Below are 25,856 nucleotides of genomic sequence, written 5' to 3' on the forward strand. Positions count from 1 at the left end.
GTCCAGGGACGCGACGTCCCGGGCGATCGCGACGGTGCGGGCGGGCTCGTCCACGACCGTGACCCGCGGCGCCGGAAGCCCCTCGGTGAGGAGGCGTTCCAGCACGTCCAGGGCACGGCGGCGGCGCGCCAGCTCGGCGGCCTGCCGGTCCCGGACCTCGGTCAGCGGACCGGTCGGGTCGTCCTCCGCCAGGGTCCGCGCGATCATCGGCAGCGGGACGTCCAGGGTCCGCAGCAGCCCGATCGCGAGGGCGTCGCGCGCCTGGTCCGCCCGGTAGTACCGGTAGCCGGACACGGGGTCGACGTGCGCGGGCGCCAGCAGCCCGAGGTCGTCGTAGTGCCGGAGCCGCTTCACGCTCAACCGGCACAGCCGCGCGAACCGCCCGATCGGAAGGAGATCTTCGCTCACGTCCCCCACTGTGGCCTCTCCCATGGTGGGAGAGTCCACCTCAGGGGCGGGCGGTGAGGCCCGTGCAGCCGCGCAGGGCGTTCCAGCGCTTGAGCTCGGCGGCGCCCGCCGCCCCGGTCATCAGGGTCGGGAGGCCGCCGGAGAGGTGCGCGGGCTTCCACGTCGCGTTGGTGACCTTGCCGCCGTCCAGGCGCAGCAGCAGGACGCCCGACAGGCGGGTCCGCCCGGTCGTGTCGGGCTGCCCGGACACTCCGTTGAACACGAAGTTGCCCATCCCGTAGTGGACGTACCTGCCCTTCATGAAGCCGCCGCCCAGCGGGACGTGCGCGTGCCCGCCGACCACGACGTCCGCGCCGGCGTCGACCAGCGTCTTCGCGAGGTCCTTCTGCCGGGGCAGCGGGCATTCGCGCATCTCCTGCCCCCAGTGCAGGTGGACGATCACGTAGTCGGAGCCCTTCCTGGCCTCCCTCACCGCCTGGACCAGCCGGGGGACGTCCTTCGCGGACGCGAGCCCGCCCTTGCCCGGCGTCGCCGTCCACGCCTTGGCGAGATGGTCGTCGAGCACCTGCGTCGCGCCGACGACGGCGATCCTGTTGCCCTTCACGGTGAAGCGGCGCGGGCGGAACGCCTCGTCCTCGTCCTTGCCGATCCCGACGACAGGGAACCCGCTCTTCCTGATCGCGCTGAGCGAGTCGCGGAGGCCGGTCTCCATGTAGTCCATGCCGTGGTTGTTGGCCATGGACACCACGTCCACCCCGGCCGCCTTCAGCGCGGTGAACGCCGACGGCGGGGAGCGGAAGGTGTACTCCTTGTTCGGCGCCTTCGTCCCGCCGGTCGTGATCGCCGTCTCCAGGTTGAGCATGGTGAAGTCGGCGGCGCGCAGCGTGGAGGCGATCGGGCCGAGCGCGGTGCCGGGCGAGGCCAGGCGTCCGCGCAGCCTCTTCCCCTGGAAGTGGGTGTCGCCGCCGAACGCGATCGTGATCGGCCGGCGTCCGTTCCCGTCTCCGCCCTTGGACGCGCCGGGCGCCTTCCGCTTCGGGTCGCCGGACGCGTCCCCCTTCTTCCCGTCGCCCCCGCAGGCCGCCGCGCTGAGCGCCACCGCGGCACCCGCCGCCACCAGCGCGAACGCCCGCGTACGCCGACGGCGCCACGGCCTCGTCCGGTGGTTCCCCGAGGGGCTGAACGCGGGGTGTCCGTCGCGCACGGGGTCCGTACCTCCTTGATCGGCTGACCCCAGGATGCCAAGAAAACACGGACAAAATAGGGAATTTCGCCAGACCGATCCGGGACGCCCCGACCCTTCCTTTACCTGGTTCCACATGAAACATCAGGGGTGCCGACCCGTACCGACCACACCGTGCGGGCATACAACCAGGTGATAGAGCCACGAAACCTGGATGAGTCGTTTCCTTGAAACGATCGTGCCACGAGCACGGAGGAACGCGCCCATGTCCGACAAGCGCATCGCGACCACCGACGCCGGCGCCGCGGCGCCGAGCCTCGAGCACTCCCAGTCCGTCGGCCCGAACGGCCCGCTGCTGTTCCAGGACCAGTACCTCGTCCAGAAGATGGCCCGCTTCAACCGCGAACGGGTGCCCGAACGGGTCGTCCACGCCAAGGGCGGCGGCGCCTACGGCGTCCTGGAGATCACCGAGGACGTCAGCCAGTTCACCAAGGCCGGGCTCTTCCAGAAGGGCGCCCGCACCGACTCGTTCGTCCGCTTCTCCACCGTCGCCGGCGAGCTCGGCTCCGCCGACTCCGCCCGCGACCCGCGCGGCTTCGCGATGAAGTTCTACACCGAGGACGGCAACTACGACCTCGTCGGCAACAACACCCCGGTCTTCTTCATCCGCGACCCGCAGAAGTTCAGCGACTTCATCCACAGCCAGAAACGCCGCGCCGACAACCACCTGCGCGACCACAACATGCAGTGGGACTTCTGGACGCTGTCACCCGAGTCCGCCCACCAGGTCACCTTCCTCATGAGCGACCGCGGCACCCCCGCCTCGTGGCGGAACATGCACGGCTTCGGATCGCACACCTTCCTCTGGTACAACGCCTCCGGCGAGAAGTTCTGGGTCAAGTACCACTTCAAGACCGACCAGGGCATCAAGAACTTCACCGACGCCGAGGCCGCCCAGATCCAGGCCACCGACCCCGACTCCCATATCCGCGACCTCCACGAGGCGATCCGGCGCGGCGACCACCCGTCCTGGACGGTGAACGTGCAGATCATGGCGTTCGAGGACGCCGCCGACTACCGCTACAACCCGTTCGACCTCACCAAGGTCTGGCCGCACGAGGACTACCCGGAGATCACCATCGGCCGCTGGACCCTCAACCGGAACCCGGAGAACTACTTCGCCGAGATCGAACAGGCGTCGTTCGAGCCGTCCAACTTCGTGCCGGGCATCGGCCCGTCCCCGGACAAGATGCTCCAGGGACGCCTGTTCTCCTACCCCGACACCCACCGCTACCGAATCGGCCCGAACTACCTCCAGCTCCCGGTCAACCAGCCGCGGAACAAGGTCGACACCTACAACTACGACGGCCCGATGACCTACCGGAACCCCACCGACCCGGTCTACGCGCCGAACTCCATGGGCGGCCCCGTCGCCGCCCCGCCCGACACCTGGTCGGGCGAGTCCTACGAGGTCGCGGGCGAGATCATCCGGCACGCCTACGAACTCCACCGCGACGACGACGACTTCTCGCAGCCGCGCGCCCTCTGGGAGAAGGTCCTCTCCCCGTCCGACCGCGACCACCTCGTCTCCAACATCGTCGGCCACGCCTCCACCCCGGAGGTCACCGCCGACATGAAGAAACGCGTCGTCGAGTACTGGCGCAACGTCCACAAGGACCTCGGCGACCGCGTCGCCAAGGGCCTGGGCGCCTGACGGGAGGCCACGGCGCCTCAGTGATGCGCCAGCGCCCGCCGCTCCTCGGAGCCCCGTCCACCGTCCTCGATCGCGGCACGGTGGACGGCGGACGCGATGTCACCGCCGAAGGCCTTCGTGATCGCCTCCAACGCGGACGTGACCTCGCTCGGAATGACCCAGAACGTGCTGTTCTGCCCTTCGGCCAGCTTCGGCAGCGTCTGCAGGTACTGGTAGGCGAGCAGCTTCGGATCCGGATCGGCCCTGTGGACGGCCGTGAACACCTTGTCGACGGCCGTGGCCTGGCCCTCCGCCTCCAGGATCGCCGACCGCTTGCCGCCCTCGGCGCGCAGGATCGCCGCCTGCTTCTCCCCCTCCGCCGTGAGGATCTTGGACTGCCGGGCGCCCTCCGCCGTCAGGATCGCCGCCCGCTTCTCCCGCTCGGCCCGCATCTGCTTCTCCATCGCGTCCTTGATGGACGGCGGCGGCTCGATGGCCTTGATCTCCACGCGCGTCACGCGGATCCCCCACTTGCCGGACGCGTCGTCCAGCACACCGCGCAACGCGGTGTTGATCCGGTCACGCGAGGTCAGCGTGGCCTCCAGGTCCAGCGTGCCGATCACGTTACGCAGCGTGGTGGCGGTCAGCTGCTCGATCGCCTGGATGTAGTTCACGATCTCGTAGTCCGCCGCCCGCGGGTCGGTGACCTGGAAGAACAGCACGGTGTCGATGTGCACCACCACGTTGTCCTCGGTGATCACCGGCTGCGCCTTGAACGACACGACCTGTTCACGCAGGTCGATCAGCGCCTTCACCCGGTCCACGAACGGCACGACGAAGGTGATCCCCGGTTCCAGCGTCCGGTGGTACCGCCCCAGCCGCTCCACGTTCCGGGCACGCGCCTGCGGGATGATCCAGACCGTCCGCACGGTCGCGATGACCAGCACCGCGATCCCCGCGAGCAGCACCACCAGCAGTGCGATGGCGACGTTCGTCATGGCTCCCCCTCCGGGATCCGGGCCGGTCCCACCGGGTACAGCAGCGCCGTCGCGCCCTCGATGGCGAGCACGTCGACGGTCGCCCCGGCGGGGATGACCAGGTCGGGGTCGTAGGGACGGGCCGTCCACTCCTCACCGCCGATCCGCACGCGCCCGCCCGCGCGGCTGACCTCGGTGAGCGTCACGGCCTCCCGCCCCACCAGGGCGGCCGTCCCGGACCGCATCTTCGGCGGCTGCCGGACGTGCCGCCGCGCGATCGGCCGCACCACCCCGATCCCACCGACCGCGACCAGCGCGAACACCGCCGCCTGAAGCCCGACCGGAAGCCCCGCCGCGGCCGTCAGCCCAGCCGCCAGCGCCGCCACCGCCAGCAACCCGAGCGCTAGCGTCAACGTCAGCAGCTCCGCCACACCGAGCAACGCCGCGAGCAGCAACCAGGCGATCCACGCCTCCATCCGCGTCATCTCCCAGAGGCGGCCGATGTCCTCCCTTTCACGTTAACTCGCCCCCACCCCCCACCCAAAAGCCCCCACCCGGCCACCCCCACCAACCCCCAAAGCTCACCCCCGCCCCCTCCCCAACCACAGGCAAACCCACAACCAAACGAACACGCCAAAACACCACCCCCAAGCCCCCATCACACGGCGAACCCGCAGCCCAAGACGCACCCAGACACCCAACGCGGCCTGCAAGGCGCAGCGCCGAAACGCTGCGCGGGGACGCGCAAGGCGCAACGCAAAGGGCACGCAGACGCGTCGCGGCCTATGCCGCGGAGACACGGCACGCGGACGCCGCGCGAGGCGCAACCCACGGACCCAGCACAGGGACACGGCGCGAGGCGCAGCTCAGAGAGCCCGGAGACGCGACGCCGGGTATGACGCGGAGACGCAGCGTGCGGACGCAGCACGGAGCCACAACCCGCGAAACGCCGACGCCAGACGCCGACGCGGACGCGCGACACAGAGTGCGGGGCCAAGACGCGGGCGCGGGGGGTGGGGGCCTGGGAGGTGGTGGCGGTGGGGTCGGGGGGCGGAGCATCATGGGGGCGGGGTGCTGGCGACAAGGAGTATCGGTCATGGGCGGCCGCGTGGCGTATCGGACTTGTCCGCTTTGTGAGGCGCTCTGTGGGTTGGAGCTGACGGTGGACGGGGCGGGGGCGGTCACGTCGGTGCGGGGGGACCGGGACGACCCGCTGAGCGCGGGGTTCCTGTGTCCCAAGGGCGCGACGCTGGGACGGCTCGACAGTGATCCGGACCGGCTGGACGGGCCGCTGGTGCGCGGAGTTCCAGTCGGGTGGGACGAGGCGTTCGAGGCCGTCCGGGACGAGCTGGCCGGCGTGATCGCGCGGTACGGGCGGGACGCGGTCGCGATCTACGTGGGGAACCCGACCGCGCATTCGGTGGCGGGCCCCTTGTACGGGTCCGCGCTGATCAAGGCGCTGGGCACGCGGAACGTGTACACGGCCAGCACCGCCGACCAGATGCCGAAGCATGTGAGCTGCGGGCATCTGTTCGGGGATCCGCTGGCGATCCCGGTGCCGGACCTCGACCGGACCGATCATCTGCTGATGCTCGGCGCGAACCCGCTGGAGTCGAACGGGTCGCTGTGCTCGGCGCCCGACTTCGGCGGACGGCTGAAGGCGATCCGGGCGCGCGGCGGACGCGTCGTCGTCGTGGATCCGCGCCGCACGCGGACGGCCGCGCTCGCCGACGAGCACCTGTTCGTCCGGCCCGGGACGGACGCGCATCTGCTGATGGCGCTCGTCCACACGCTGTTCGCCGAGGAGCTCACGGCGGTGCCCGACCGGTTGCCGCTGAACGGGCTGGACGAGCTGCGCGCGCTGGTCGTCGGGTTCACGCCCGAGCGGGTCGCGCCGGTCACGGGCGTGCCGGCGGAGGTGATCCGGCGGACCGCGCGCGAGCTCGCCGCCGCGGAGCGTGCCGCCGTGTACGGCCGCATCGGGACGTGCACGCAGGAGTTCGGGACGCTCGCGAGCTGGCTCGTGGACGTGCTGAACGTCCTCACCGGCAACCTCGACAGCCCCGGCGGCGCGATGTTCCCGCGGGCCGCGCACATGCCCGTGTACCGGCGGCGGCGCCCGTTCACCACGGGCCGGTGGCGCAGCCGGGTGCGCGGGCTGCCCGAGGCCATGGGCGAACTCCCGGTCGCGACGCTCGCGGACGAGATCGAGACGCCCGGCGAGGGCCAGATCCGCGCGCTGGTCACGGTGGGCGGCAACCCCGTGCTGTCCGCTCCCGACGGTGCCCGTCTCGATCGCCTCCTTCCCTCACTCGACCTCGTGATCAGCGTCGACCCGTACCTGAACGAGACGACCCGGCACGCGCACGTCGTGCTGCCGCCGCCGCGCCCGGCGCAGACCCCGCACTACGACCTGGCGCTGCTGGCGTTCACCGTGCGCGACTACGCCCGCTACTCGCCGCCCGTCGTGCCGCTGCCGGACGGCCGCCCGGCGGAGACGGAGATCCTCGCGCGACTGGCGACGCTCGCCGCCGGAACCGACGCCACCCCCGCCGACCTGGACGAACTCGTCATCATGTCCACGCTCGGCAAGGCGGTCGCCGCGCTCGGCTCGCCCGTCCACGGCCGGAACCCCGCCGAGCTGCGCAAGGTGCTCGCGGACGGCGCGTCCCCCACCGAGCAGCGGCTGGACATGATGCTGCGGCTCGGCCCCTACGGCGAGGGCTTCGGCGCGGACCCGAACGGCCTCACCCTCGCCCGGCTCCGCGACGAGCATCCGCACGGCGTCGACCTCGGCCCCCTCAAGCCGCGCCTGGACGAGGTGCTGTGCACCGCGTCCGGACGGATCGAGCTGTGCCCGCCCGCGTTCGCCGCCGACACCGACCGGCTCGCCGCCGCCCTGGACGCCCCGCGCCCCGACCTCGTCCTGATCGGGCGCAGGCAGCTCCGCTCGAACAACAGCTGGCTGCACAACGTTCCGGAACTACTCGGCGGCTCCAACACCTGCACCCTGCACCTGAACCCGGCCGACGCCCAGCGCCTCGGGATCACCGAGGGCGCCCGCGTCCGCGTGACGTCCCGAACCGGCGACGTCGAGGCCGTCGCCTCACCGACCGACACCGTCATGCCCGGTGTCGTCAGCCTCCCCCACGGCTGGGGCCACGACCTCCCCGGCACCCGCACCCGGGTCGCCACGGCCCGTCCGGGCGTGAACGTCAACGCCATCACCGATGATCAGCTCATCGACCCCCTCTCTGGAAACGCCGCCTTCAACGGCGTCCCGGTCACCCTCACCCCGCTGCCCTCACCCCTGTAAAACGTCCGGCCCGCGGAGAACGTTGGGGCCGCCGACCAAGATCTTTTAGATGTCCAACCTGCGGTGATTGATTGGTTTTGCGCTGGTAGTGGGTGGTCGATACCGGGTTTAGGGGCCCATACCCGCTGGTAGGAATCCCCTCGGCATGGATGGTCCGTCCAGGCGGCATCCGTTCCGGCCGCCGAGGCCAGAGCCGAAGCGAAGCGAAGCGGACGGGATATCGGCGGCCGGGTCTGAAGCCGACCGGGCATCGGGCCCGCCCAAGGTGGCCCGGTAAGGAACCACGAGGACCGCTGCCGGGGCCGACAGAGTCGGGTCCGGAACGAGCCGTCAGAGATCGGAGCCGCCCGGAGCCGGATTCCTCCGGAGCGGGATCCGTCCGGAGCGGGATCCGTCCGGGAGCCGGAACGCGAGGCACGCACCCGAGGAGGGGACGACCTTGAACCGACGGGCGAGCAGCATCTTCCGGCGCGGCCCCCGGCCGCAGGTCGGGCCGCGTCCGGCGGACGTGGCCGAGAACCTGGAACAGGCGGGGTTCCTGGACCGCGCCATCCGCGTGGTCTCCGCGGGCGTCAAGCGGGCGCTCCCCGCGGGCAGCCCGGTCAAGGACGCGCTGCACGGTGTCCCGATCGGGCATCCCGCGCACCCGCCGCTCACCGACCTGCCGATGGGCTGCTGGGTCTCCTCGGCCGTCCTCGACCTGGTGCCGGGCACGCGGCGCGCGTCGTCCGCGCTGGTCGCGGTCGGTCTCGCCGGGGCCGTGCCGACCGCGCTGACGGGCTTCGCCGACTGGTCCGCCCTGCACCGCGAGCAGCAGCGGGTCGGACTCGTCCACGCGCTGGGCACCGCCGCCGCGAGCACCCTGTACGGCGCGTCGCTGGTCGCCCGCCTGCGCGGCCGGGACGCCGCGGGACGCACGCTGGGCCTCGCCGGGCTCGGCGCCCTGTTCGCGGGCGGCTACCTCGGCGGGCACCTCGCGTTCCGGCAGGCCGCGGGCGCCAGCCACGCCGACCAGGTCTCCCACCTCGTCCCGCTCGGCTGGCACGACCTGTGTCCCGCCGCCGACCTTCCGGACGGCTGGCCCGTCCGCCGCACGCTGGGCTACATCAGCCTGTTCGTCCTGCGCGGTGAGGACGGGATCCACGTCCTCACCGACCGCTGCAGCCACCTCGCCGGCCCCCTTCACCAGGGCCGGATCACCGTCGACGAGGACGGCGACACCTGCGTCGTCTGCCCGTGGCACGGCAGCACGTTCCGCGTGACGGACGGTTCCGTCGTCCACGGTCCCGCGACCGGCCGCCAGCCCGCGTTCGAGACCCGCGTCAGCGAGGACGGCATGGTCCAGGTCCGTCCCCTCTCCTGATCGGCCGCCCAGGCGGATCCCCTGGTCAGGCCCGGGAACGGGTGCGCGGGAGGAGAGCGGCGGTCGCGATGAGCCACAGTGTCCCGCCGAATCGGACGACCGGAACCAGGTACGTGAACCCGTAGACGGCGAATGTCAGCGAGGACACGACGCCGACGACGGCGATCACCAGCCCGAGCGCCGCGACCGGGCGCGGCAGGAGGCGTCCGATCAGTCCGGGCAGGGCGACACCCGCGACGAACAGGCCGAACGCGAGGGCGAAGCCCGGTCCTCCGGTGGCGAACGAGAGGTCCGCGAGGGCGCGGGCGAGCGCGGGACTCGCGTCGGAGGCGAGGCGCGCGCCCGTCCAGGCGAACATTCCGGACAGGGTCAGCGCGGACGCCGCGAGGACGCCGCCCGCCAGCGCGATCGCGTTGCCCGGCGCGTTGACGGCGAGGGTCCGCAGCCTCCGGTAGAGGAACGCGGCGGTCACGGCGAGCGGCGTCGCCGAGGCGATCAGCAGGAAGGCGCCGACCTTGACCTGCCCACCGTGGTCCAGGTTGTGCCGGAGCACGTCCGCGCCGGACGCCGTCGGCTGCGGCGTGGACGCGTTGACCGCGATGTACGCGATGGTCAGAGCCACATAGACGAGGACGGGGACGAGCAGCGGCGGTCCTTGGTGAACGCTGCGACGTGAAGCGGCCGGGGCGGCCTGTGGGGACGCGGTGGTCATGTCAGCTCCTCAAATCGTTCCACTTGGATAATGATTACAACTTAGAACGATTGTCAACCGGGTACGATCCGGAGCATGACCACGGACCAGCCCCACCCCGCGCAGGCCACCCCGCCCGCGTCCGCAGACGACACGGACGGTCCGTCCCCCTCAGCCACGCCCCCGGCGGACAAGGCGGCCCCCTCAGCCGCGCCCCCAGTAGACGAGGCGGACCCCCACCCCGCCGAACCCACGCGTCCCCACCCCAACACCCCGAAGCCCCCCACCCCGGCCGGCAAGCAGGCGGACACGCAGGCCGGCGGCCGGGCCGCCGGACGGACCGGCACGGAGGCGGCAGGACGGCCGGACGGGGCGGGTGGTCCGCCGGTGGGGGTCGCGTTCCTCCTGGCACAGCTGGGCTCGCATGCGGCGGGCCTGTTCGCGGAGCGGGTCGCGGCGCTCGACCTGACCCCGCCGCAGGCGGGCCTGCTGCGGATGCTGAAGGGGAGCCCGGGATGCAGCCAGCGTGAACTCGCCGACCGCCTGGGCATGCCGCCGAGCCGGTTCGTCCCGTTCGTGGACACGATGGAAGAGCGCGGACTGGTCGAGCGTCGCCGCAACCCCGACGATCGCCGCCTGCACGCGCTCTACCTCACCGAGGCGGGCGAGTCCCTCCTGGACGAGCTGCGCCCCCTCGCGATGGCGCACGAGGCGGACCTGACCTCAACCCTGTCCCCCGAGGAGTATCGGCAGCTCAAAGGCCTGCTCCAGCGCATGGCGGCCGACAAGAACCTGACGCCGGGCGTCCATCCCGGCTTCCGCTCCGTCCGCCCCCGCTGACCCGCCCCGCGAGACACCGCGTCCGCCCGATCGCCAGTCCGTCAGCCCGCCGGTCCGCCGGACCGCCGGACCGAACGGCCACAGATCACCGACCCGCCGGTGACAGATGTCCAGCCTGCCGACCAGTCCGAGGGTCAGCCCCCGGACGGCTCCGCCCCCTCGGGCAGCTCGTCCGAGATCGGGTACTCGACCAGGGCGAGGACGCGGCTGGCCATGAAGCGGGCGGTGCGGACGGGGGTTCCGGTGCGGGTGACCTCGCTGACCTCGACGACGCCGCGCCGCGTGTCGACCTCCACGCGGCGTCCGGCGCGGGTGGCGGTGACCTCGTAGGTGCGGACGCCCTCGCCGCCCGCGTCGATGACGATCTCGACCCTGTCGCCCTTCATGCAGCACCCCTCGCACCGTCGAACGTATATTCGACTCATACCCAGATCAAGGGGTCGGCAACCGCCGAAAACGCAGCTCAGACCAGGAAGAACACAGGTCAGACCGAGAACGCGGGCCAGGCCGGGAACGCGGCCCGGACAGGGAACGCAGGCCAGGCCGGAACGCAGGCTAGGCCAGGAATCTGTACAGCGCGACGAGCCCGACGACCACGATCACCCCGCGCAGGACGTTCGACGGGATGCGCTGCCCGACCTTCGCCCCGAGCAGCCCGCCGAGTGTGGATCCCGCCGCGATGAGCAGGACGGCCGTCCAGTCGATCCCGGTCCGCCCGATCGCCCACGAGCCGATGAACACGACCGCCGCCGTGCCGTTGACCAGCGCGGACAGCACGTTCTTGGCGGCGTTGACGCGTTGCAGGTCCTCGTCGAGCGAGGTGCCGAGCAGACCGATGAGGATGATCCCCTGCGCCGCCCCGAAGTACCCGCCGTAGACGCCCGCCCCGAACACCCCGGACCACAGCCCCGGCCCGCCGTGCTCCCTCCGCTTCGGACGTCCCCGCAGGTACGCCTGGAGCCTCGGCTGGACGATCACCAGCACCAGCGCGATGACGATCAGAACCGGGACGATCACGTCGAACGCCGACGCGGGCAGTTCCAGCAGAAGCAGCGACCCCAGCGCCGCGCCCAGCATGGACGCGCTGCCGAGCCGCAGCAGCCGGGCCCGCTGCCCCTTGAGCTTGTCCCGGTAGCCGTAGGCGCCGGTCACCGAGCCGGGGACGAGGCCGATGTTGTTCGACACGTTCGCGGTCACGGGCGGGAAACCGAGGGCCACCATGGTCGGGAAGGTGATGAGCGAGCCGGAGCCCACCACGGTGTTGATCCCACCCGCGGCGATCCCCGCGGCGAAGACCGCGGCCGCGTCGAACAAGTTCACGATCGTCCCGTCCCGTGATCCGAGCGTCTTGCAGTCCCCCGATGCTAGGGAAAAGCGAGTTCACCGGATAGGTCGGGGTCGTCCGCCCACATGCTGAGACGCGCGTCAGCGGTCGAACGGACGGTACTCGTCGTCAGGCGGACGCGGCGCCAAGCCCCCCTCACTCCACGGAACAGGAGAAAGCCCACTTCCGGGCGCGCCTACGTCAGCCCCTCGCACGCCGCTGCCGGGGGCGTCGCCACCGGGCGCGTCGATGCCCGGATCGTCCGCGTCCGGGCGTCCGCCGAAGACGCCGCCGAGCCCCTCCAGCGCGCGGGCCATCTCCGCCGGGACGACCCAGACCTTGTTCGCGCTCCCCTCGGCGATCTTCGGCAGGACCTGGAGGTACTGGTAGGCGAGGAGCCGCCGGTCGGGACGTCCGTCGTGGATGGCCTTGAACACCGTCGAGATGGCCTGCGCCTGCCCGCGCGCCCGCGTGGCCTGCGCCTTCGCGTCCGCCTCGGCCGACAGGACGACCGCCTCCGCCTCGCCCCGCGCCCGCAGGACGGCCGAGGTCCGCTCGCCCTCCGCGGTCAGGATCGCGGCCTGCTTCTGCCCCTCGGCGGTGAGGATGGACGCGCGCTTGTCCCGGTCCGCGCGGGTCTGCTTCTCCATCGCGTCCTTGATCGAGTCGGGCGGGTCGACCGCCTTCAACTCGACCCGGTTGACCCGGATGCCCCACTTGCCGGTCGCCTCGTCCAGCACGCCCCGCAGCTCGGAGTTGATCTCCTCGCGGGACGTCAGCGTCCGCTCGAGGTCCATGCCGCCGATGATGTTGCGCAGCGTCGTGGCCGTGAGCTGCTCGATCGCGATCAGGAAGTCGGCCACCTCGTACGTCGCGGCCTTGGGGTCGGTGACCTGGTAGTACAGCACCGTGTCGATGCTCACCACGAGGTTCTCCGAGGTGATCACCGCCTGCGGCGAGAACGGGACGACCTGCTCGCGCAGGTCGACGCGGCTGCGGACCTGGTCCATGAACGGCACGACCAGGCTGAGCCCGGCGGGCAGCGTCCGGTCGTACCGGCCCAGCCGCTCGACGATGTACGCCATGGCCTGCGGGACGATCCGCACCGACCGGTACAGGAGCAGTCCGCCCACCACGATGACGACGGCGGCCAGGATCAGCGTGGCGCTCACTCCTGGAGCGTAGGCCGGGCCACCACGCCCGACCAGAGCCCCCACCGCCCGTTTCCCGAACCCCCGGGCCCGTCACTGAGCCGCCCACGCCACCAGCCCGCCGGCCGGCGGCCCGCACGGGCCACCTCGACAAGACGCCCGCCTCAACAGGCCGCCCGCGCCGACCGGCCGCCTCAGCAGGCCGCCCGTGCGGACCAGCGCGTCAGTAGGCGGCGCGTGCGTACCAGCGGCCGTTCTGGCGGTCGATGGCGAGAGGGATGCCGAAGCAGGCGGTCAGGTGGTCGGAGGTGAACACCTCGTCCACCTTCCCGGCGGCGACGATCTCGCCCTTGCGCAGCAGCAGCGCGTGCGTGAAGCCCTCCGGGACCTCCTCGACGTGATGGGTGACCATCACGCTCGTCGGCGCGGCCGGGTCGTTCGCGAGGACGCTCAGGCGGCGCACCAGGTCCTCGCGTCCGCCGAGGTCGAGACCGGCGGCGGGCTCGTCCAGCAGGAGCAGTTCGGGGTCCGGCATCAGCGCACGCGCGATCTGGACCCGCTTGCGCTCGCCCTCCGACAGCGTCACGAACCGCCGCTTGACCAGGTCGGAGCAGCCGAGCGCCTCCAGCAGCCCGAGCGCGCGCGCCAGGTCCGTGGACTCGTACTCCTCCTGCCAGCGGCCGAGGATCGCGTAGGAGCCGGTCAGCACGACGTCGAGGACGGTCTCCCCCGCCGGGACCTTCCGCGCGACCGCCGAGCTCGCGATCCCGATGCGGGGACGCAGCTCGAACACGTCGGTGCGCCCGATCTCCTCCTCGAGGATCTCCACCGACCCCTCGCTGGGATGCAGCAGCGCGGCGGCGATCTGGAGCAGCGTCGTCTTGCCCGCCCCGTTCGGCCCCACGACCACCCATCGGTCGCCCTCGTCCACCGTCCATGTGACGTCGCGCAGCAGGGAGGCCCCCTCGCGCTTCACGCCGACTCCCCGGAGTCGCAGTACCTCGCCGGCCATCGCGCGCCTTTGTCCCCAATCCGACTTCTCAGGTGATCCGATTCGCAAGAGAGAACCTATGCGATTCGCAGCGCTTATGGTGGTCGGCATGGACGCAGGCGCTGACAGAACGGTCTCGACGTGCGACGCGGCGACCGCGCTGTGCGCATGGGGGAACGCCTGGCTGGCCGGGCACGTGGGCCTCGACGAGGCCGCCGACGCGGTCGAGAAGGCCGCGGGACCGCAGATCGCGGGCGTCTCCCCGGACCGTCCGGACGCGTCGCCCACCGGGTTCGTCCTGCCCGGGACCGGCGGGGACGTGCCGCTCCGGCGCGCCCTCGCCCTGCTCCGGGCCGAGGGGATGACCTCGCTGCGCCTGGCCCTGCCCGTGGCCGGCGACCCGCTCGGGCTGACCGGCCCGGCCCTGTTCAACCGTGCGGCGATCGACGCGGGATGCGCCGTCGTCGCGGTCCTCGCCGACCGGGCGGTCGGGCTCGTCCCGCGTGAGGACCTGCGCGGATCGTCCTACGCGGGCGTCCGCTGGGAGGTGTCCGCGGCGTCGGACGGACGGCCCGACGTGCCGTCCCTGCCCGAGGCCGACCGGGACCTGACGATGGCGATGCGCGAGGCCACCGAGGCGCTGGTCACGGTGAACGACGTCGTGGCCGTTCCCCGGGAGATCGCCGACGAGCTGATGAACCTGCGCTCGGGCGGGGCGGACGAGCCGCCGCTCGCTCCCGGCTATCCGCCGCGCGCGCAGCGGACCGCGGCCCGCGCCGTCCACCTCGCGACCGTCGTCCGGCTGGCGCGGCGGATGGAGGCGCGCGGCCTCTCCGCCCCGCAGATGCGCCGCCGCGACGAGGCCCTGCGGCTGCTCGACCGCGCCGTCCGGCGGGCCGTCGTGTCCGCCTGCGGCAGCGTCTTCGACCCCGTCCCCGACCGCTGACCTGGTCCGGGAACGCGAAACGGGGCGTCTCCCTGGGAGGGAGGACGCCCCGTCACGAAGAGTGGTCTTGTCAGGCGCGGACCACGATGGTGTTGACGATCTTGTCGGCGAACGTCTGCTTGCGCTCGTCCCACAGCGGCCAGAGCCAGCCGAGGTAGCAGGCGAAGCTGTCGGCGGCGTGGCAGATCTTGCGCAGGAAGGCCATGCCGAAGCCGATCGGGTGACCGGTCTCGGCGCTGACGAGCTTGATGCCCATCTGGCGCTTGCCGATCGTCTGGCCGGTCGTGCCCTCCTGGTAGAGCAGCCACAGGCCGAGGCCGCCGCCGATGACCGCGCCGACGAGCATCAGCAGGACGCCGAACAGGGCCGCGCCGCCGCCGCTCGACGCGATGGCGGAACCGAGGAAGTAGAGCACTCCGGCCGGGGCGCCGGCGATCAGGCCGTCGATGAAGTAACCACCGACGCGGGTCCCCCACTCGGCGAGCTGGCCGCCGCCATGCACGTGGTACCCCGGCTGCTGGCCGTAGGCCGGCTGCACCGGAGGCTGCTGGTAACCGGGCTGCTGGCCGTAGCCGGGCTGCTGGCCATAGCCAGGCTGCTGACCGTAACCGGGCTGCTGGCCATAGCCCGGCTGCTGCGCCGGAGGCTGCTGTCCGTACCCGGGCTGCTGCTGGCCGTAGCCCGGCTGCGCCGGGGGCTGCTGACCGTAACCGGGCTGCTGTCCGTACCCCGGCTGCTGCTGGCCGTACGGGTCGTAGGGGTTGCCCACACTCGCTCCTTGATTGATTGACCCTGTGGTGTTGTGACGTCCGCCGGACCGGGAGGGCTCCACGGATTCGGCCGACGACGGACGCCTGCTCAGACCCGCAGGACGCCGAGCCTGACGAGCTGCCAGAGCTCCGAAGCGACGAGTGCGGCCACGAGGACCCCGCCACGGGCCTTCGGGGACGACCCCCACCAGCGGGCTCCCAGTCCGAGCGGAGCCACGGCCAACGCCACGGCTCCGGTGAGCGCCACCGGGTTGGCGAGCACGGCCTGGCCGGGACGGCCGGCACCGAGCTCGAGGAACACGGTGGTGCCCCCGCACAGGGGACAGGGGATCCCGGTGACCGTCCGGAGGGGACAGAGCACGCCGGGGTCCTGGACGCGGTGAACCCAGGCCGCGGCGACCGCCGCCGTGGCCATGGCGGCGACCCGCAGGGCAACGCCCAGGGGGCCGCGTCGCGCGGCGTAGAGGCTCCGGTCGACGACGCCACGGAGCGTGCCGTGCGGCCCGCCCGCGACCGTCGGTCCGGTCGTTCCCCCCACCGATTCCTCCGCCTCAGTGACACTTCGTCCAACTGACCCATATAGCGGGTCCACCCCACGGTGGGTCAAGTCGACACGGTTATCCGCGATGCGACCGTTATCTGGCGCATGACCGGTCTCACCCTGGCAGCAGGGTAGGACATTCCACCTCAATGGAGTGCGCGATTAACGGGATGGGACGTAGCAGGTCAGCCCGCAACCGGTCGGACAGCGTAACAGAACGTGCGCATCCGCCACACCTGGCACCCAAGACCCTGAAACCCCCAGGTAGAGCCCACATGGCCCCCACCCCACTCCCAGCGGTCCATCCCATGAACCCGCCCCGCGCAGAACGCGGTGGATATGCGGAAGCGGAGCGCGCCGGCTGGGCGCATGCGCGAGGTGCGGAACACGCACGAATGAGCTGACGCCAATGCGGACGTGCAGAACACGAACAGCACACGTTCAGGGCGCGGGTGGGTACGCAGACGCGGAGGCACCGACGCGGGAGTGTGAAGGCATCAAGGCGTGCGTGGGCGCGAAAGGGCGCGAGGCGTGATCGGGGCGCGAGCGCGAGGGGGGCCGCGGCGTGGGCACGAGGGGTGCCGATGCGGAGCGCGGGCTCGGGGTGAGAAGTGTGTGCGGGTGCGCGTGGTGGGAGTTGAGGGTGTGCTGGACGGGCTTTCTGGTCGTTGGTGGGAGCCGGGAGGGGACGGGGCTTGGGGGGGTGGTGGGCGCGCGGCGTCAGGCGTTGGCTGCGGCGCCCACCGTCAGGGGGGCGGTCGGCGGGGCGGCGGCGAGGTGGTCGGCCTCGACGACGTCGGCGACGACGGCGGTGATGTTGTCGGGGCCGCCGCCGTCCCTGGCCAGGCCGATGAGCCGGTGGACGGCGCGGGCCGGGTCGGGTTCGGCCGCGAGGACCTCGTAGGCGGTCTGCGGGTCCACGACGTTGGACAGGCCGTCCGAGCACAGCAGGTAGCGGTCGCCGAGGCGGGCCTCGCGCAGGCGCAGGTCGGGCTCGCGGTCCTCGCGTCCGTCGAGGACGCGGTAGAGGACGTGCGAGAGCCGGGACGTCTCGGCCGGGTCCGCGGTCTGGCCGGCCTGCTCGGCCTCGGCCTTGAGCAGCTCGTCCATCGTGTGGTCCTGCGTGATCTGGAACAGCTCGTTGTCGCGCAGGAGGTAGCCGCGCGAGTCGCCGATGTGGGCGAGGGCGACGCGGGTGCCGTCCCACAGCATGGCGGTGAGCGTGGTGCCCATGCGGGACAGGTCGGGGCGTTCCTCGCGGACGATGCGGAGCTTCTCGTTGGCCTCGGCGACCGCGCGGCCGAGCACCCCGACGAGGTCCTCGACGGGGGCCTCGGCGTCGAGTGAGCGCAGGGATCCGATGACGGTCGAGGACGCCACCTCGCCGCCGGCGTAGCCGCCCATCCCGTCGGCCACCGCGATGAGACGTGCCCCGGCGTACCCGGAGTCCTCGTTGTTCTCCCGGCTGCAGCCGATGTCGCTGCCTGCTGCGTACCTGATTGCTACGTTCATACCGATTTCGATGACGATCCTGTCAGTGGAAGTTGTTCTATCAGTCCGCGACGAGTCCGTGCCGGACGGCATGGAGCGCCGCCTGCGTCCGATCCTGTACTCCCAGTTTCATGAGCAGATTACTGACGTGCGTCTTGACCGTCTTCTCGGACACCGCCAGGACGCGCGCGATCTCCCGGTTGGACCTGCCCCGCGCGATCTGCACGAGCACCTCACGCTCCCTGTCGGTCAGCGCGGCCAGGCCGCGGTCGTCATGCCGTCCGCCGCCGGCCGCCTCGGCGCCGAGCACCGCCTCGGCCGCGTCCGGCGCGAACAGCACGTGTCCGTCGTGGACCGCCCGGATCGCCTGGACGAGCGCCTGCGGATCGACGTCCTTGTACAGATACCCAGCCGCGCCCGCCTGAACTGCCGGCAGCACGTGGCCCCGCTCGGTGACGCTGGTGAGCACCAGCACCCTCGTCGGGACCCCGCGCGCGCGTAGTTCGGTGAGCGCGGCCAGGCCGCCCGCGCCCGGCATCTTCAGGTCCATGAGCACGATATCGGGCTCCAGCCGCTCGGCCATGGACACCGCCTCGACGCCGTCCGCGGCCTCGCCCACCACCTCGATGTCGTCCTGGATGCCGAGGTAGGTGCGCAGTCCCTGCCGGACGACCGGGTGGTCGTCGGCGATGAGCACGCGGATCGCGGCGCGCCGCGCCGATCCCCCGCCCGCGCCGGTCGCGGCGCCGCCCGCAGGGCCGCTCACAGGGCCACCTCCACACGGATCACCGTGCCCCGGCCGGGCGCGGTGTCGATCGACAGTGTGCCCGCGATCGAGCACGCCCGGTCCCGCATCGAGACCAGTCCGAGACCGTTCGAGCCTCCGTTCCCGGGCGTGTCGCCTTTTCCCGGGCCGGTTTCCGCGCCGTTCCTCCCGCCGCCTGACGCGCCGTTCGCGGGCGTGTCGAACGGCGCGATCCCCCTGCCGTCGTCCGCGACCTCCAGGGTGACGGCGTCCGCCCGGGAGACGAGCCGGACGCGGACGGTGCGGGCCCCGGCGTGTCGCAGCGCGTTGTGGAGGGCCTCCTGCGCGATCCGGAACAGGACGAGTTCGTGCTCCTCGGGCAGGTCGGGCACGCCCTCGACGTCGCAGGTGACGTGCGCCTCGAAGGCGCGGTCGAGGACCTCGGCGTGCTTACGCAGGGACGCGGCGAGCCCGTCGGCGAGATCGGCCGGACGCAGCTCGAAGATGACGGCGCGGAGCTCGGCGAGCGCGTCGGCGGCGAGCCTCTCGACCTGGTCGAGCTCCTGGACGGCGCGCGCCGGGTCCCGCTCGGCCAGCGCGGACGCGGCGCGTGCGGTGAGTCTCAGTGAGAACAGCTTCTGGGCGACGGCGTCGTGCAGCTCACGCGCGAGCCGCGTGCGCTCGGCGACGACGGTCAGCTCGCGGTTCGCCTCGTAGAGCCGCGCGTTGGTGATCGCGATCGCGGCGTGCGCGGCGAACAGCGTCAGCAGCTCCTCGTCGCGCTCGCAGAACCCGGGCTCCGCATCGGGCTCCGGACGGCCCGCCGCGGACGACGGCGGGTTGCGGCGGTTGGCGAGGAAGATGATGCCGAGGACCTCGTCGCCGTCCCGGATCGGGACGCCGAGGAAGTCCTTCAGGACGGGATGCGCGGCGGGCCAGCCCTCGAACTCCGGGTCGAGCCGGATGTCGGCGAGCCGCTTCGGCTCGTTGTCGCGGAGCATCGCGGCGAGCATGCCGTGCTGCCGGGGCATCGGGCCGATCCGCTCCCACTGGGCGGAGGTGATGCCCTCGACGACGAACTCGGCGAACGAGCCCTGGTCGTCGGGGACGCCGAGCGCGGCGTAGCGGGCGTCCAGCAGCCGCGCCGCGGCCCGGACGATCACCTGGAGCACCTCGCGGACCGACAGGTGCCGGGTGACGGCGAGCACGGCGGAGCTCACGGCGTGCAGCGCGGCCTCCTCGCCCGCGCCCTCACCCACGCGCGCGGACCCGCCCGCGCGCACGGACTCACTCGCGCGCGCGTTTCCGCAGTCCACCTCGGATGCGCTCATTCCGGTCCCGTCCGGCCCTTCACCGTCGTCGGTGGACGCCTGTGCGCCCACTTGTGAAGACCGTACTCGTTGGACGGCATACGGCGAATCAGCCCTTGGACCGGGCTCCGCCGCGCGCCCGTCATCCGCCCGGACGAGCCCCGTTTCCCACCCCTCCCTCTTCAGCGGTATGCGCCCTGTTCGCTATGATTCGCCGATTTTTGTGATCATCAGGATCGGGGTTCCTTTTGCGCCTTTCCCTCCGGCCGGTGACCGCGGTCACCGCCGTCGCCGCGACCGCCCTCACGGTCGTCCCCTCCCCCGCCCACGCGTCCGAACCCCAGGCCGCCGCCTCGGGCACCTGGCGCGTCTCCCTGCGCACGTCCGCCGGAACAGGGGCGGCCCCGGTGGTCGCCACCGGCAAGAAGACCGCCTGGACGTTCGTCGCGAATGAGCCAGGCAACAAGGTCCGCGCCTTCCACCTGTCCGGTGGGAAGTGGCGCTCCTACGCGCTGCCGCGCACGGCGAACGGCCCGGTCATCGAGGCGGCCGCCTCGTCCGACCGCAATGTCTGGGCCGCGACGCTTGGCCTGCCCATGACCATGGCGTCCGCGGACCGGCTCCGCACCGGGCGCCCTGATCTGAGCGCGGCCGCGGCCTCGGGCAAGGCCGGCCCGGCTCGCATCCTGCGTTGGAACGGGCACGCCTGGACGACCATGAAGTCGCTCCCGGCCACCTTGGTGACGGCCATCGCCGTAGCGGGCCCACACGACGTCCGGGTCTTCGGCACGCTGCCGGCCAAGATGGACGCCAGGCCCGTCGTGTGGCGCTACAACGGCAAGACCTGGAAGCGGACGACCCCCAAGACCATGGTCACCAGCGTGGCCGTCCGGTCGTCCCGGGACATCTGGGCAGCGGGCTTCGACAACTCGGGGAACGGCCACGAACGCGTCCTGCACTTCGACGGACGATCCTGGAAGAACGAACGCCTCCCCCTTCCGAGCGGTGGCGTGTTCTTCTCCGGCATCGCCGCCGACCGCGACCGCGTCTGGGTGACCGGCGACGACGCCGAAGGCCCGAACGGCCGGGCCTACGCCTTCGTCCGCGACCGGCGCGGCTGGCACCGGGAGCGGATTCCCGGCGCGTCCCACCTGGGACCGGTGTCCCGTCCCTTCCTGACCGACCGGGGCGAGGTCATGTTCATGACCATGCCGGTCGGTGACGAGGTCCCGCCCGCCTACCGCGAGCGCATGATCATGTTCCACCGCAAGAACACCGGCAAGTGGCACGTGGACGTCGTCCCGGAGAAGCTGGCCGGACGCGGCTTCGCCGCCTGGGAAGACGTCGCTCCGCTGCGCGGGACCGGCACGGTCCTGGTCGGCGGTTCCCTCGACGACTCCCCCACTTCGGACGCCGCCGTGGCGGTGTACCGGCCGGATCGGTGAGGCTGACCGGAAGCCCTAGGACCATGGGCTGAGGGGTGGGCGCCCGCGTGGCCGATGTGGTGCGCGGGCGTGCGCCGTAGCGTCGTCGGCATGACGAAGACCGCTGTGATCACCGGGGCGTCCAAGGGGCTGGGACGGGCCCTCGCCGTCGAACTCGCCCGCGACGGCTGGACGGTCGTCGTCGACGCCCGGTCGACGGAGGCGCTGGCCGAGGCCGCCGCCGGGATCGGGCCGAACGCGGTCCCCGTCCCCGGTGACGTGACCGACCCCGCGCACCGGGACGACCTGGTCCGCGCCGTGGACGCGGCGGGCGGGATCGACCTGCTGGTGAACAACGCGGGCACGCTCGGCACGACGCCGCTGCCGCGCCTCGCCGACCAGCCTCTGGACGATCTGGAGGCCGCGTTCCGCACCAACGTCGCCGCGCCGCTGGCGCTCGTCCAGGCGTTCCTGCCGGGGCTGCGCGAACGGCGCGGGGCGATCCTCAACATCTCGTCGGACGCGGCGGTGGAGCCCTACCGGACCTGGGGCGGTTACGGCTCCACGAAGGCCGCGCTGGAGCAGTTGTCGCACGTCCTGGCGGCCGAGGAGCCCGACGTCGCGGTCTGGTGGGTCGAGCCGGGCGAGATGCGCACCGACATGCTGCGCGACTCGGGCGAGGACGCGGACGCCGCGCCCCCGCCGGAGGAGGCCGCGGCCGCGCTCCACACCCTGATCACCGAGCGCCGTCCCAGCGGCCGCCAGCGCGTCGCCGACCTCGCGAGCCCGACCATTTCGGAAGGCACCGCACAATGACGACTGTGCTGGATCCCGAAACCCCCTCCGAGCCGTCCGACGGCCCCCTTGTCGATTCCGTCCCCGAATCCGTTGCGGACCCGTCGCCTGACGGCCTCGCCGCCGAGGAGCCGGTGGGCGGCGTCTGGAGCGGGCGCCTGCTGGTGCCCACGCTCGGCATCGTGCTGACCGTGACGCTGCTGGCGTTCGAGGCGATGGCCGTCGGGACGGTCATGCCGGTGACGGCGCGCGATCTGGACGGCCTGTCGCTGTACGGCTGGGGGTTCAGCGCGACGCTGATCGCGAGCCTGCTGACCACGGTGCTCGCGGGCGGCTGGGTGGACCGGTCCGGTCCGGGACGGCCGCTGCTGACCGGGCTCGGGCTGTTCGTCGCCGGCCTCGCGGCGGCCGGGGCCGCGCCCACCATGTGGATCTTCATCGGGGCGCGGATGTTCCAGGGCCTCGGCACCGGTGTCGCGATGGTCGCGGTGTACGTGCTGATCGCCCGCGTCTACCCCGAGGCGCTGCGGCCGCGCGTGTTCGCCGCGCTGTCGGCGGCGTGGGTGCTGCCGTCGCTGATCGGCCCGGCGATCGGCGGGCTGGTCGCGCAGCACGCGGGCTGGCGCTGGGTGTTCCTCGGGCTGATCCCGCTGGTCGTCCCGGCGGCGGCGATGCTGGTCCCGGCGCTGCGGGACGTCCGGCCGAGCGAGCGGGAGGCCCAGCGGCCGGCGCAGCGGACCACGGCCGTCCGGTATGTGGCGGCGGTCGCCGTCGCGGGCGGCGCGGGGGTGCTCCTGTACGGCTTCCAGCATCCCGGGGTCGTCATGGCGATCGGCGTGGCGATCGGACTGGCGGGACTGGGTTTCGGTCTGCCGAAAATGCTTCCCGCCGGGACGCTGCGGTTCCGCCGCGGCCTGCCGAGCGCCGTCCTGGTCCGCGGGCTGCTGGCCGGCGCGTTCTTCGGGATGGACGTGTTCATCCCCCTCGCGCTGACGAGCCTGCACAAGTTCAGCCCCTCCGAGGCGGGCGTCGTGCTGACCCTCGGCGCGCTCGGCTGGTCGGGGGCGTCGCAGATCCAGGGCCGGTCCGAGCGGTCGCGGCAGTTCTTCGTCCGGCTCGGCTCGGTGCTGGTCACGGCCGGGATCGTGGCCGCCGCGGTCGCCGTCCAGTTCAACGGCTGGGCCGCCGCGCCCGCCTGGATGGTGGGCGGCGCGGGCATGGGCTTCGCGATCGGCAGCCTCAGCGTCCTGGTGCTCAACGAGTCGCCCGAGGAGGAGCAGGGCGTCAACTCGGCCGCGCTCCAGATCACCGACAACCTCGGGTCCTCGCTGTTCGTGGGCGCGGCGAGCGCCGTGGTCGCGGCCGTCGGCACCGACCACCTCGGGAGCGGCCTCGCGATCTCGGGCGTCCTGCTGAGCGCCCTCGCCGTCGTCGGCATCCTCGCCTCCCTGCGGCTCACCCCGCGTCACGCCACCTGACGGAGGCGCGGCGGCCCGACCCCGGACGCCCCCTTCCCTCTCCTGATCCCCGGCAGCGGGGGCCGACCCTGGAGTTCGTCATGTCCGAAACCCTGGATTTCGTTCTGCCGGCCGACCTGGAAGCCCACGAGCCGCCCGAGGCGCGCGGCCGGACCCGCGACGGCGTCCGGCTGCTCGTGGGACGGGGCGCGACCGGCGAGGTGACCCACCACGCGTTCCGCGACCTGCCCGCCCTCCTGCGTCCCGGGGACCTGCTGGTGGTCAACACGTCCGCGACGCTGCCCGCCGCCGTCCGGCTGGACCGGCTCGCCGTGCACTTCTCCACCCCCGTCCCCGACCTGGACGGCACCGTGGACGACCGGGACTGGCTCGTCGAGCTGCGGCGGCGGTCCGGCATGGGCAGCCTGCCCTACGAGGGAGGCAGTCCGGGCGAGTGGATCCCGATGCCGGACGGCGCGACGCTGGCCCTCGTCCGGCGGCACACCGGACGGCTGTGGCTCGCCCGGCTGAGCGTCCCCGTCGTCCCCTACCTGCGGCGGAACGGCGTTCCGATCAGGTACGGGTACGTCCGGCAGGACTGGCCCGCGGGCGCCTACCAGACGGCGTTCGCGTTCGACCGGAGCGACGGCGGGGCCGAGATGCCGAGCGCGGCCCGCCCCTTCACGCCCGAGCTGGTGACGGGGCTCGTCGCGCGGGGCGTGTTGGTCGCGCCGCTCTCCCTGCACACCGGCGTCGCGTCCCCCGAGGCGCACGAGCCGCCGTACGCCGAGCGCTACCGCGTCCCGGCGCCGACCTGGGAGCTCGTCGGGCACATCCGCGATCACGGCGGACGGGTGATCGCCGTCGGCACCACGGTGGTCCGCGCCCTGGAGACGGTCGCCGCGGGCGGGCCCCTGTCCGGCTGGACCGAGCACGTCGTCACGCCCGAGCGCGGCGTCCGGGCCGTGGACGGCCTGCTCACCGGCCTGCACGAGCCCAAGTCGTCCCATCTGATGATGTTGTCGGCCATCACCGGACGCCCGCTGCTGTCGGCCCTCTATGCCGCGGCCCTCGACGAGCGCTACCTTTGGCACGAATTCGGGGACCTCAACCTCCTGCTGCCTGACTAGCCCGTGAACCCCCGGCAGGACGGGCTGAACGCTCGGCGTCCGCATGGTGGACGTCACAGACGGGCGCCCAGTACGGCCGGTACCGTGGTGAACAGCATGGACGGGACAGGACAGCGCACGCTCCTCATCACGCTCACCGGCCGCGACCGCCCCGGGGTCACGTCGCGGCTCTTCGCCACTCTCGCCGGGTTCCCGGTGACCGTCGCCGACGTGGAACAGGTCGTGATCCGCGGCCGCCTCGTCCTCGGCGTCCTGGTCTCCTACGCCGACGGGGCCGACATCGGACGGGTCTGGTCGGCCGCCGAGCGCGTCGCGACGGACCTCGACATGGAGGTCGAGCTGTCCACCGGGCGCGACCGGGCGGTTCCCCGGCGCCGCGGAAGGCTGCACGTGACGGTGCTCGGCGCGCCGCTGCTGCCCGCCGCGATGGCCGGGATCGCCGGGCGAATCGCCGCGAACGGCGCCAACATCGACCGCATCGAGCGGCTCGCCGGATACCCCGTGACCTGCATCGAGATGGACGTCTCGGGCGCCGACAAGATCACCCTGCGCGCCGCGCTCGCCCAGGAGGCGGCCGAGCGGCAGGTCGACGTGGCCGTCCAGCCGGGCGGGCTCCAGCGCCGGGCCAAGCGGCTGATCGTCATGGACGTGGACTCGACCCTCATCCAGGGCGAGGTCATCGAGCTGCTCGCCGAGGAGGCGGGCTGCCTGGACGAGGTCGCCAAGGTCACCGAGGCCGCGATGCGCGGCGAGCTGGACTTCGAGGGGTCGCTGCGGGAGCGGGTCGCGCTGCTCGCCGGGCTGGACGCCTCGGCCCTGGAGATCGTCCGGAAGAAGATCGAACTGGCCGCCGGGGCGCGCACGATGGTCCGCACGCTGAAGCGGCTGGACTACAAGTTCGCGATCGTCTCCGGCGGATTCACGCAGGTCACCGACGCCCTGGTGGACGATCTCGGGATCGACTACTCGGACGCCAACACCCTGGAGGTCGTGGACGGCCGGCTCACCGGACGCGTCGTCGGGCCGGTGATCGACCGGGCGGGCAAGGCCGCCGCGCTGGAGCGGTTCGCGCGCGAGGCCGGGATCCCGGTCAGCCAGACGGTCGCGATCGGCGACGGCGCGAACGACCTGGACATGCTCCAGGCCGCCGGGCTCGGCATCGCCTACAACGCCAAGCCGGTGGTCCGGCAGGCCGCCGACACCGCCGTGAACGTCCCGTACCTCGACACGATCCTGTTCCTGCTCGGCATCAGCCGCGAGGACGTCGAGGCGGCCGACGCCGCCGACCCGAACGTCGACTGATCCGCGGG

Annotated in this window: 23 protein-coding genes and 1 pseudogene; 10 read left to right on the top strand and 14 right to left on the bottom strand. The window is 72.4% G+C overall.

The window, feature by feature from the left end; genetic code table 11:
- Window positions 1–246: 246 nt before the first annotated feature.
- Both EBO15_RS45670 and EBO15_RS00080 read right to left on the bottom strand, forming a co-directional pair.
- Window positions 247–432, bottom strand: a pseudogene (locus tag EBO15_RS45670) (MerR family DNA-binding transcriptional regulator); the annotation flags it as partial.
- Window positions 433–448: 16 nt separating this feature from the next.
- Complete coding sequence (locus EBO15_RS00080) at window positions 449–1,612, bottom strand: CapA family protein (RefSeq protein WP_233615818.1); 1,164 nt, start codon at window positions 1,610–1,612, stop codon at window positions 449–451.
- Between the two features lie 244 nt (window positions 1,613–1,856).
- On the opposite strand from EBO15_RS00080, the gene EBO15_RS00085 reads away from it, so the two are divergent.
- The gene (locus EBO15_RS00085; RefSeq protein ID WP_122192203.1) at window positions 1,857–3,305 is read left to right on the top strand and encodes a catalase; all 1,449 of its coding nucleotides are present in this window, start codon (window positions 1,857–1,859) and stop codon (window positions 3,303–3,305) included.
- 17 nt (window positions 3,306–3,322) lie between these two features.
- On the opposite strand, the gene EBO15_RS00090 is transcribed toward EBO15_RS00085, so the two are convergent.
- Together EBO15_RS00090 and EBO15_RS00095 are read right to left on the bottom strand one after the other, a co-directional pair.
- Window positions 3,323–4,282 carry an SPFH domain-containing protein gene (locus EBO15_RS00090; RefSeq protein ID WP_122192204.1) on the bottom strand — a complete coding sequence of 320 codons (960 nt, stop codon included), beginning with the start codon at window positions 4,280–4,282 and terminating at the stop codon, window positions 3,323–3,325.
- Window positions 4,279–4,737, bottom strand: a complete 459-nt coding sequence (locus EBO15_RS00095; RefSeq protein WP_122192344.1) for an NfeD family protein — start codon at window positions 4,735–4,737, stop codon at window positions 4,279–4,281. The genes EBO15_RS00090 and EBO15_RS00095 overlap by 4 nt, the downstream gene beginning before the upstream one ends.
- Before the next feature lie 620 nt (window positions 4,738–5,357).
- Here EBO15_RS00095 and EBO15_RS00100 point away from each other — a divergent pair.
- Both EBO15_RS00100 and EBO15_RS00105 read left to right on the top strand, forming a co-directional pair.
- A complete protein-coding gene (locus EBO15_RS00100) occupies window positions 5,358–7,577 on the top strand; it encodes a molybdopterin oxidoreductase family protein (protein WP_122192205.1) in 2,220 nt (739 codons plus the stop codon).
- A gap of 439 nt (window positions 7,578–8,016) precedes the next feature.
- Window positions 8,017–8,940, top strand: a complete 924-nt coding sequence (locus EBO15_RS00105) for a Rieske 2Fe-2S domain-containing protein (RefSeq protein ID WP_122192206.1) — start codon at window positions 8,017–8,019, stop codon at window positions 8,938–8,940.
- Window positions 8,941–8,965: 25 nt separating this feature from the next.
- Here EBO15_RS00105 and EBO15_RS00110 read toward each other — a convergent pair whose 3' ends face one another.
- The gene (locus EBO15_RS00110; protein WP_122192207.1) at window positions 8,966–9,652 is read right to left on the bottom strand and encodes a DUF4386 family protein; all 687 of its coding nucleotides are present in this window, start codon (window positions 9,650–9,652) and stop codon (window positions 8,966–8,968) included.
- 75 nt (window positions 9,653–9,727) lie between these two features.
- On the opposite strand from EBO15_RS00110, the gene EBO15_RS45035 reads away from it, so the two are divergent.
- Window positions 9,728–10,471 carry a MarR family winged helix-turn-helix transcriptional regulator gene (locus EBO15_RS45035; protein ID WP_199744241.1) on the top strand — a complete coding sequence of 248 codons (744 nt, stop codon included), beginning with the start codon at window positions 9,728–9,730 and terminating at the stop codon, window positions 10,469–10,471.
- 134 nt (window positions 10,472–10,605) lie between these two features.
- Here EBO15_RS45035 and EBO15_RS00120 read toward each other — a convergent pair whose 3' ends face one another.
- The 4 genes from EBO15_RS00120 to EBO15_RS00135 form a co-directional block, all read right to left on the bottom strand.
- Window positions 10,606–10,857 carry a hypothetical protein gene (locus EBO15_RS00120; protein WP_122192208.1) on the bottom strand — a complete coding sequence of 84 codons (252 nt, stop codon included), beginning with the start codon at window positions 10,855–10,857 and terminating at the stop codon, window positions 10,606–10,608.
- 169 nt (window positions 10,858–11,026) lie between these two features.
- The gene (locus EBO15_RS00125; RefSeq protein WP_122192209.1) at window positions 11,027–11,791 is read right to left on the bottom strand and encodes a sulfite exporter TauE/SafE family protein; all 765 of its coding nucleotides are present in this window, start codon (window positions 11,789–11,791) and stop codon (window positions 11,027–11,029) included.
- Between the two features lie 105 nt (window positions 11,792–11,896).
- Complete coding sequence (locus tag EBO15_RS00130; protein ID WP_122192210.1) at window positions 11,897–12,967, bottom strand: SPFH domain-containing protein; 1,071 nt, start codon at window positions 12,965–12,967, stop codon at window positions 11,897–11,899.
- A 202-nt stretch (window positions 12,968–13,169) separates the two neighbouring features.
- On the bottom strand, window positions 13,170–13,958 hold the full coding sequence (locus EBO15_RS00135) for an ABC transporter ATP-binding protein (protein ID WP_122192211.1): 789 nt from the start codon (window positions 13,956–13,958) through the stop codon (window positions 13,170–13,172).
- 88 nt (window positions 13,959–14,046) lie between these two features.
- Between EBO15_RS00135 and EBO15_RS00140 the strand changes: the two genes are divergently transcribed.
- On the top strand, window positions 14,047–14,883 hold the full coding sequence (locus EBO15_RS00140; RefSeq protein WP_122192346.1) for a hypothetical protein: 837 nt from the start codon (window positions 14,047–14,049) through the stop codon (window positions 14,881–14,883).
- Window positions 14,884–14,953: 70 nt separating this feature from the next.
- Here EBO15_RS00140 and EBO15_RS00145 read toward each other — a convergent pair whose 3' ends face one another.
- The 5 genes from EBO15_RS00145 to EBO15_RS00165 all read right to left on the bottom strand — a co-directional run bounded on the left by EBO15_RS00145 (window position 14,954) and on the right by EBO15_RS00165 (window position 19,812).
- The gene (locus EBO15_RS00145; protein ID WP_122192212.1) at window positions 14,954–15,652 is read right to left on the bottom strand and encodes an RDD family protein; all 699 of its coding nucleotides are present in this window, start codon (window positions 15,650–15,652) and stop codon (window positions 14,954–14,956) included.
- Between the two features lie 89 nt (window positions 15,653–15,741).
- Window positions 15,742–16,191 carry a DUF2752 domain-containing protein gene (locus tag EBO15_RS00150; protein WP_233615819.1) on the bottom strand — a complete coding sequence of 150 codons (450 nt, stop codon included), beginning with the start codon at window positions 16,189–16,191 and terminating at the stop codon, window positions 15,742–15,744.
- Window positions 16,192–16,914: 723 nt separating this feature from the next.
- Window positions 16,915–17,706: a PP2C family protein-serine/threonine phosphatase gene (locus tag EBO15_RS00155; RefSeq protein WP_122192213.1), complete on the bottom strand. Its 792-nt coding sequence runs from the start codon at window positions 17,704–17,706 to the stop codon at window positions 16,915–16,917.
- 40 nt (window positions 17,707–17,746) lie between these two features.
- On the bottom strand, window positions 17,747–18,388 hold the full coding sequence (locus EBO15_RS00160; RefSeq protein WP_158628092.1) for a response regulator: 642 nt from the start codon (window positions 18,386–18,388) through the stop codon (window positions 17,747–17,749).
- A gap of 59 nt (window positions 18,389–18,447) precedes the next feature.
- Window positions 18,448–19,812 carry a GAF domain-containing sensor histidine kinase gene (locus EBO15_RS00165; protein ID WP_233615820.1) on the bottom strand — a complete coding sequence of 455 codons (1,365 nt, stop codon included), beginning with the start codon at window positions 19,810–19,812 and terminating at the stop codon, window positions 18,448–18,450.
- A 197-nt stretch (window positions 19,813–20,009) separates the two neighbouring features.
- Between EBO15_RS00165 and EBO15_RS00170 the strand changes: the two genes are divergently transcribed.
- The 5 genes from EBO15_RS00170 to serB all read left to right on the top strand — a co-directional run bounded on the left by EBO15_RS00170 (window position 20,010) and on the right by serB (window position 25,848).
- A complete protein-coding gene (locus tag EBO15_RS00170; RefSeq protein WP_122192215.1) occupies window positions 20,010–21,185 on the top strand; it encodes a hypothetical protein in 1,176 nt (391 codons plus the stop codon).
- Window positions 21,186–21,275: 90 nt separating this feature from the next.
- Window positions 21,276–21,980, top strand: a complete 705-nt coding sequence (locus EBO15_RS00175; RefSeq protein ID WP_122192349.1) for an SDR family oxidoreductase — start codon at window positions 21,276–21,278, stop codon at window positions 21,978–21,980.
- Window positions 21,981–21,985: 5 nt separating this feature from the next.
- Window positions 21,986–23,437, top strand: a complete 1,452-nt coding sequence (locus tag EBO15_RS00180; protein ID WP_233615821.1) for an MFS transporter — start codon at window positions 21,986–21,988, stop codon at window positions 23,435–23,437.
- Between the two features lie 80 nt (window positions 23,438–23,517).
- Complete coding sequence (locus EBO15_RS00185) at window positions 23,518–24,546, top strand: S-adenosylmethionine:tRNA ribosyltransferase-isomerase (protein ID WP_122192217.1); 1,029 nt, start codon at window positions 23,518–23,520, stop codon at window positions 24,544–24,546.
- A 96-nt stretch (window positions 24,547–24,642) separates the two neighbouring features.
- Entirely contained in the window at window positions 24,643–25,848 is a 1,206-nt protein-coding gene (gene serB / locus EBO15_RS00190) for a phosphoserine phosphatase SerB (protein ID WP_122192350.1), read from the top strand.
- The last annotated feature ends 8 nt before the right edge of the window (window positions 25,849–25,856 follow it).

Source organism: Actinomadura harenae (genome assembly GCF_003696215.1).
Classification (GTDB): domain Bacteria; phylum Actinomycetota; class Actinomycetes; order Streptosporangiales; family Streptosporangiaceae; genus Spirillospora; species Spirillospora harenae.

Excerpts from the sequence above, each read along its gene's own strand:
- EBO15_RS00085 (WP_122192203.1), top strand. The coding sequence starts at position 1,857 with ATGTCCGACAAGCGCATCGCGACCACCGACGCCGGCGCCGCGGCGCCG.
- EBO15_RS00090 (WP_122192204.1), bottom strand. The coding sequence starts at position 4,282 with ATGACGAACGTCGCCATCGCACTGCTGGTGGTGCTGCTCGCGGGGATC.
- EBO15_RS00095 (WP_122192344.1), bottom strand. The coding sequence starts at position 4,737 with ATGGAGGCGTGGATCGCCTGGTTGCTGCTCGCGGCGTTGCTCGGTGTG.
- EBO15_RS00100 (WP_122192205.1), top strand. The coding sequence starts at position 5,358 with ATGGGCGGCCGCGTGGCGTATCGGACTTGTCCGCTTTGTGAGGCGCTC.
- EBO15_RS00110 (WP_122192207.1), bottom strand. The coding sequence starts at position 9,652 with ATGACCACCGCGTCCCCACAGGCCGCCCCGGCCGCTTCACGTCGCAGC.
- EBO15_RS45035 (WP_199744241.1), top strand. The coding sequence starts at position 9,728 with ATGACCACGGACCAGCCCCACCCCGCGCAGGCCACCCCGCCCGCGTCC.
- EBO15_RS00120 (WP_122192208.1), bottom strand. The coding sequence starts at position 10,857 with ATGAAGGGCGACAGGGTCGAGATCGTCATCGACGCGGGCGGCGAGGGC.
- EBO15_RS00135 (WP_122192211.1), bottom strand. The coding sequence starts at position 13,958 with ATGGCCGGCGAGGTACTGCGACTCCGGGGAGTCGGCGTGAAGCGCGAG.
- EBO15_RS00140 (WP_122192346.1), top strand. The coding sequence starts at position 14,047 with ATGGACGCAGGCGCTGACAGAACGGTCTCGACGTGCGACGCGGCGACC.
- EBO15_RS00155 (WP_122192213.1), bottom strand. The coding sequence starts at position 17,706 with ATGAACGTAGCAATCAGGTACGCAGCAGGCAGCGACATCGGCTGCAGC.
- EBO15_RS00175 (WP_122192349.1), top strand. The coding sequence starts at position 21,276 with ATGACGAAGACCGCTGTGATCACCGGGGCGTCCAAGGGGCTGGGACGG.
- EBO15_RS00185 (WP_122192217.1), top strand. The coding sequence starts at position 23,518 with ATGTCCGAAACCCTGGATTTCGTTCTGCCGGCCGACCTGGAAGCCCAC.
- serB (WP_122192350.1), top strand. The coding sequence starts at position 24,643 with ATGGACGGGACAGGACAGCGCACGCTCCTCATCACGCTCACCGGCCGC.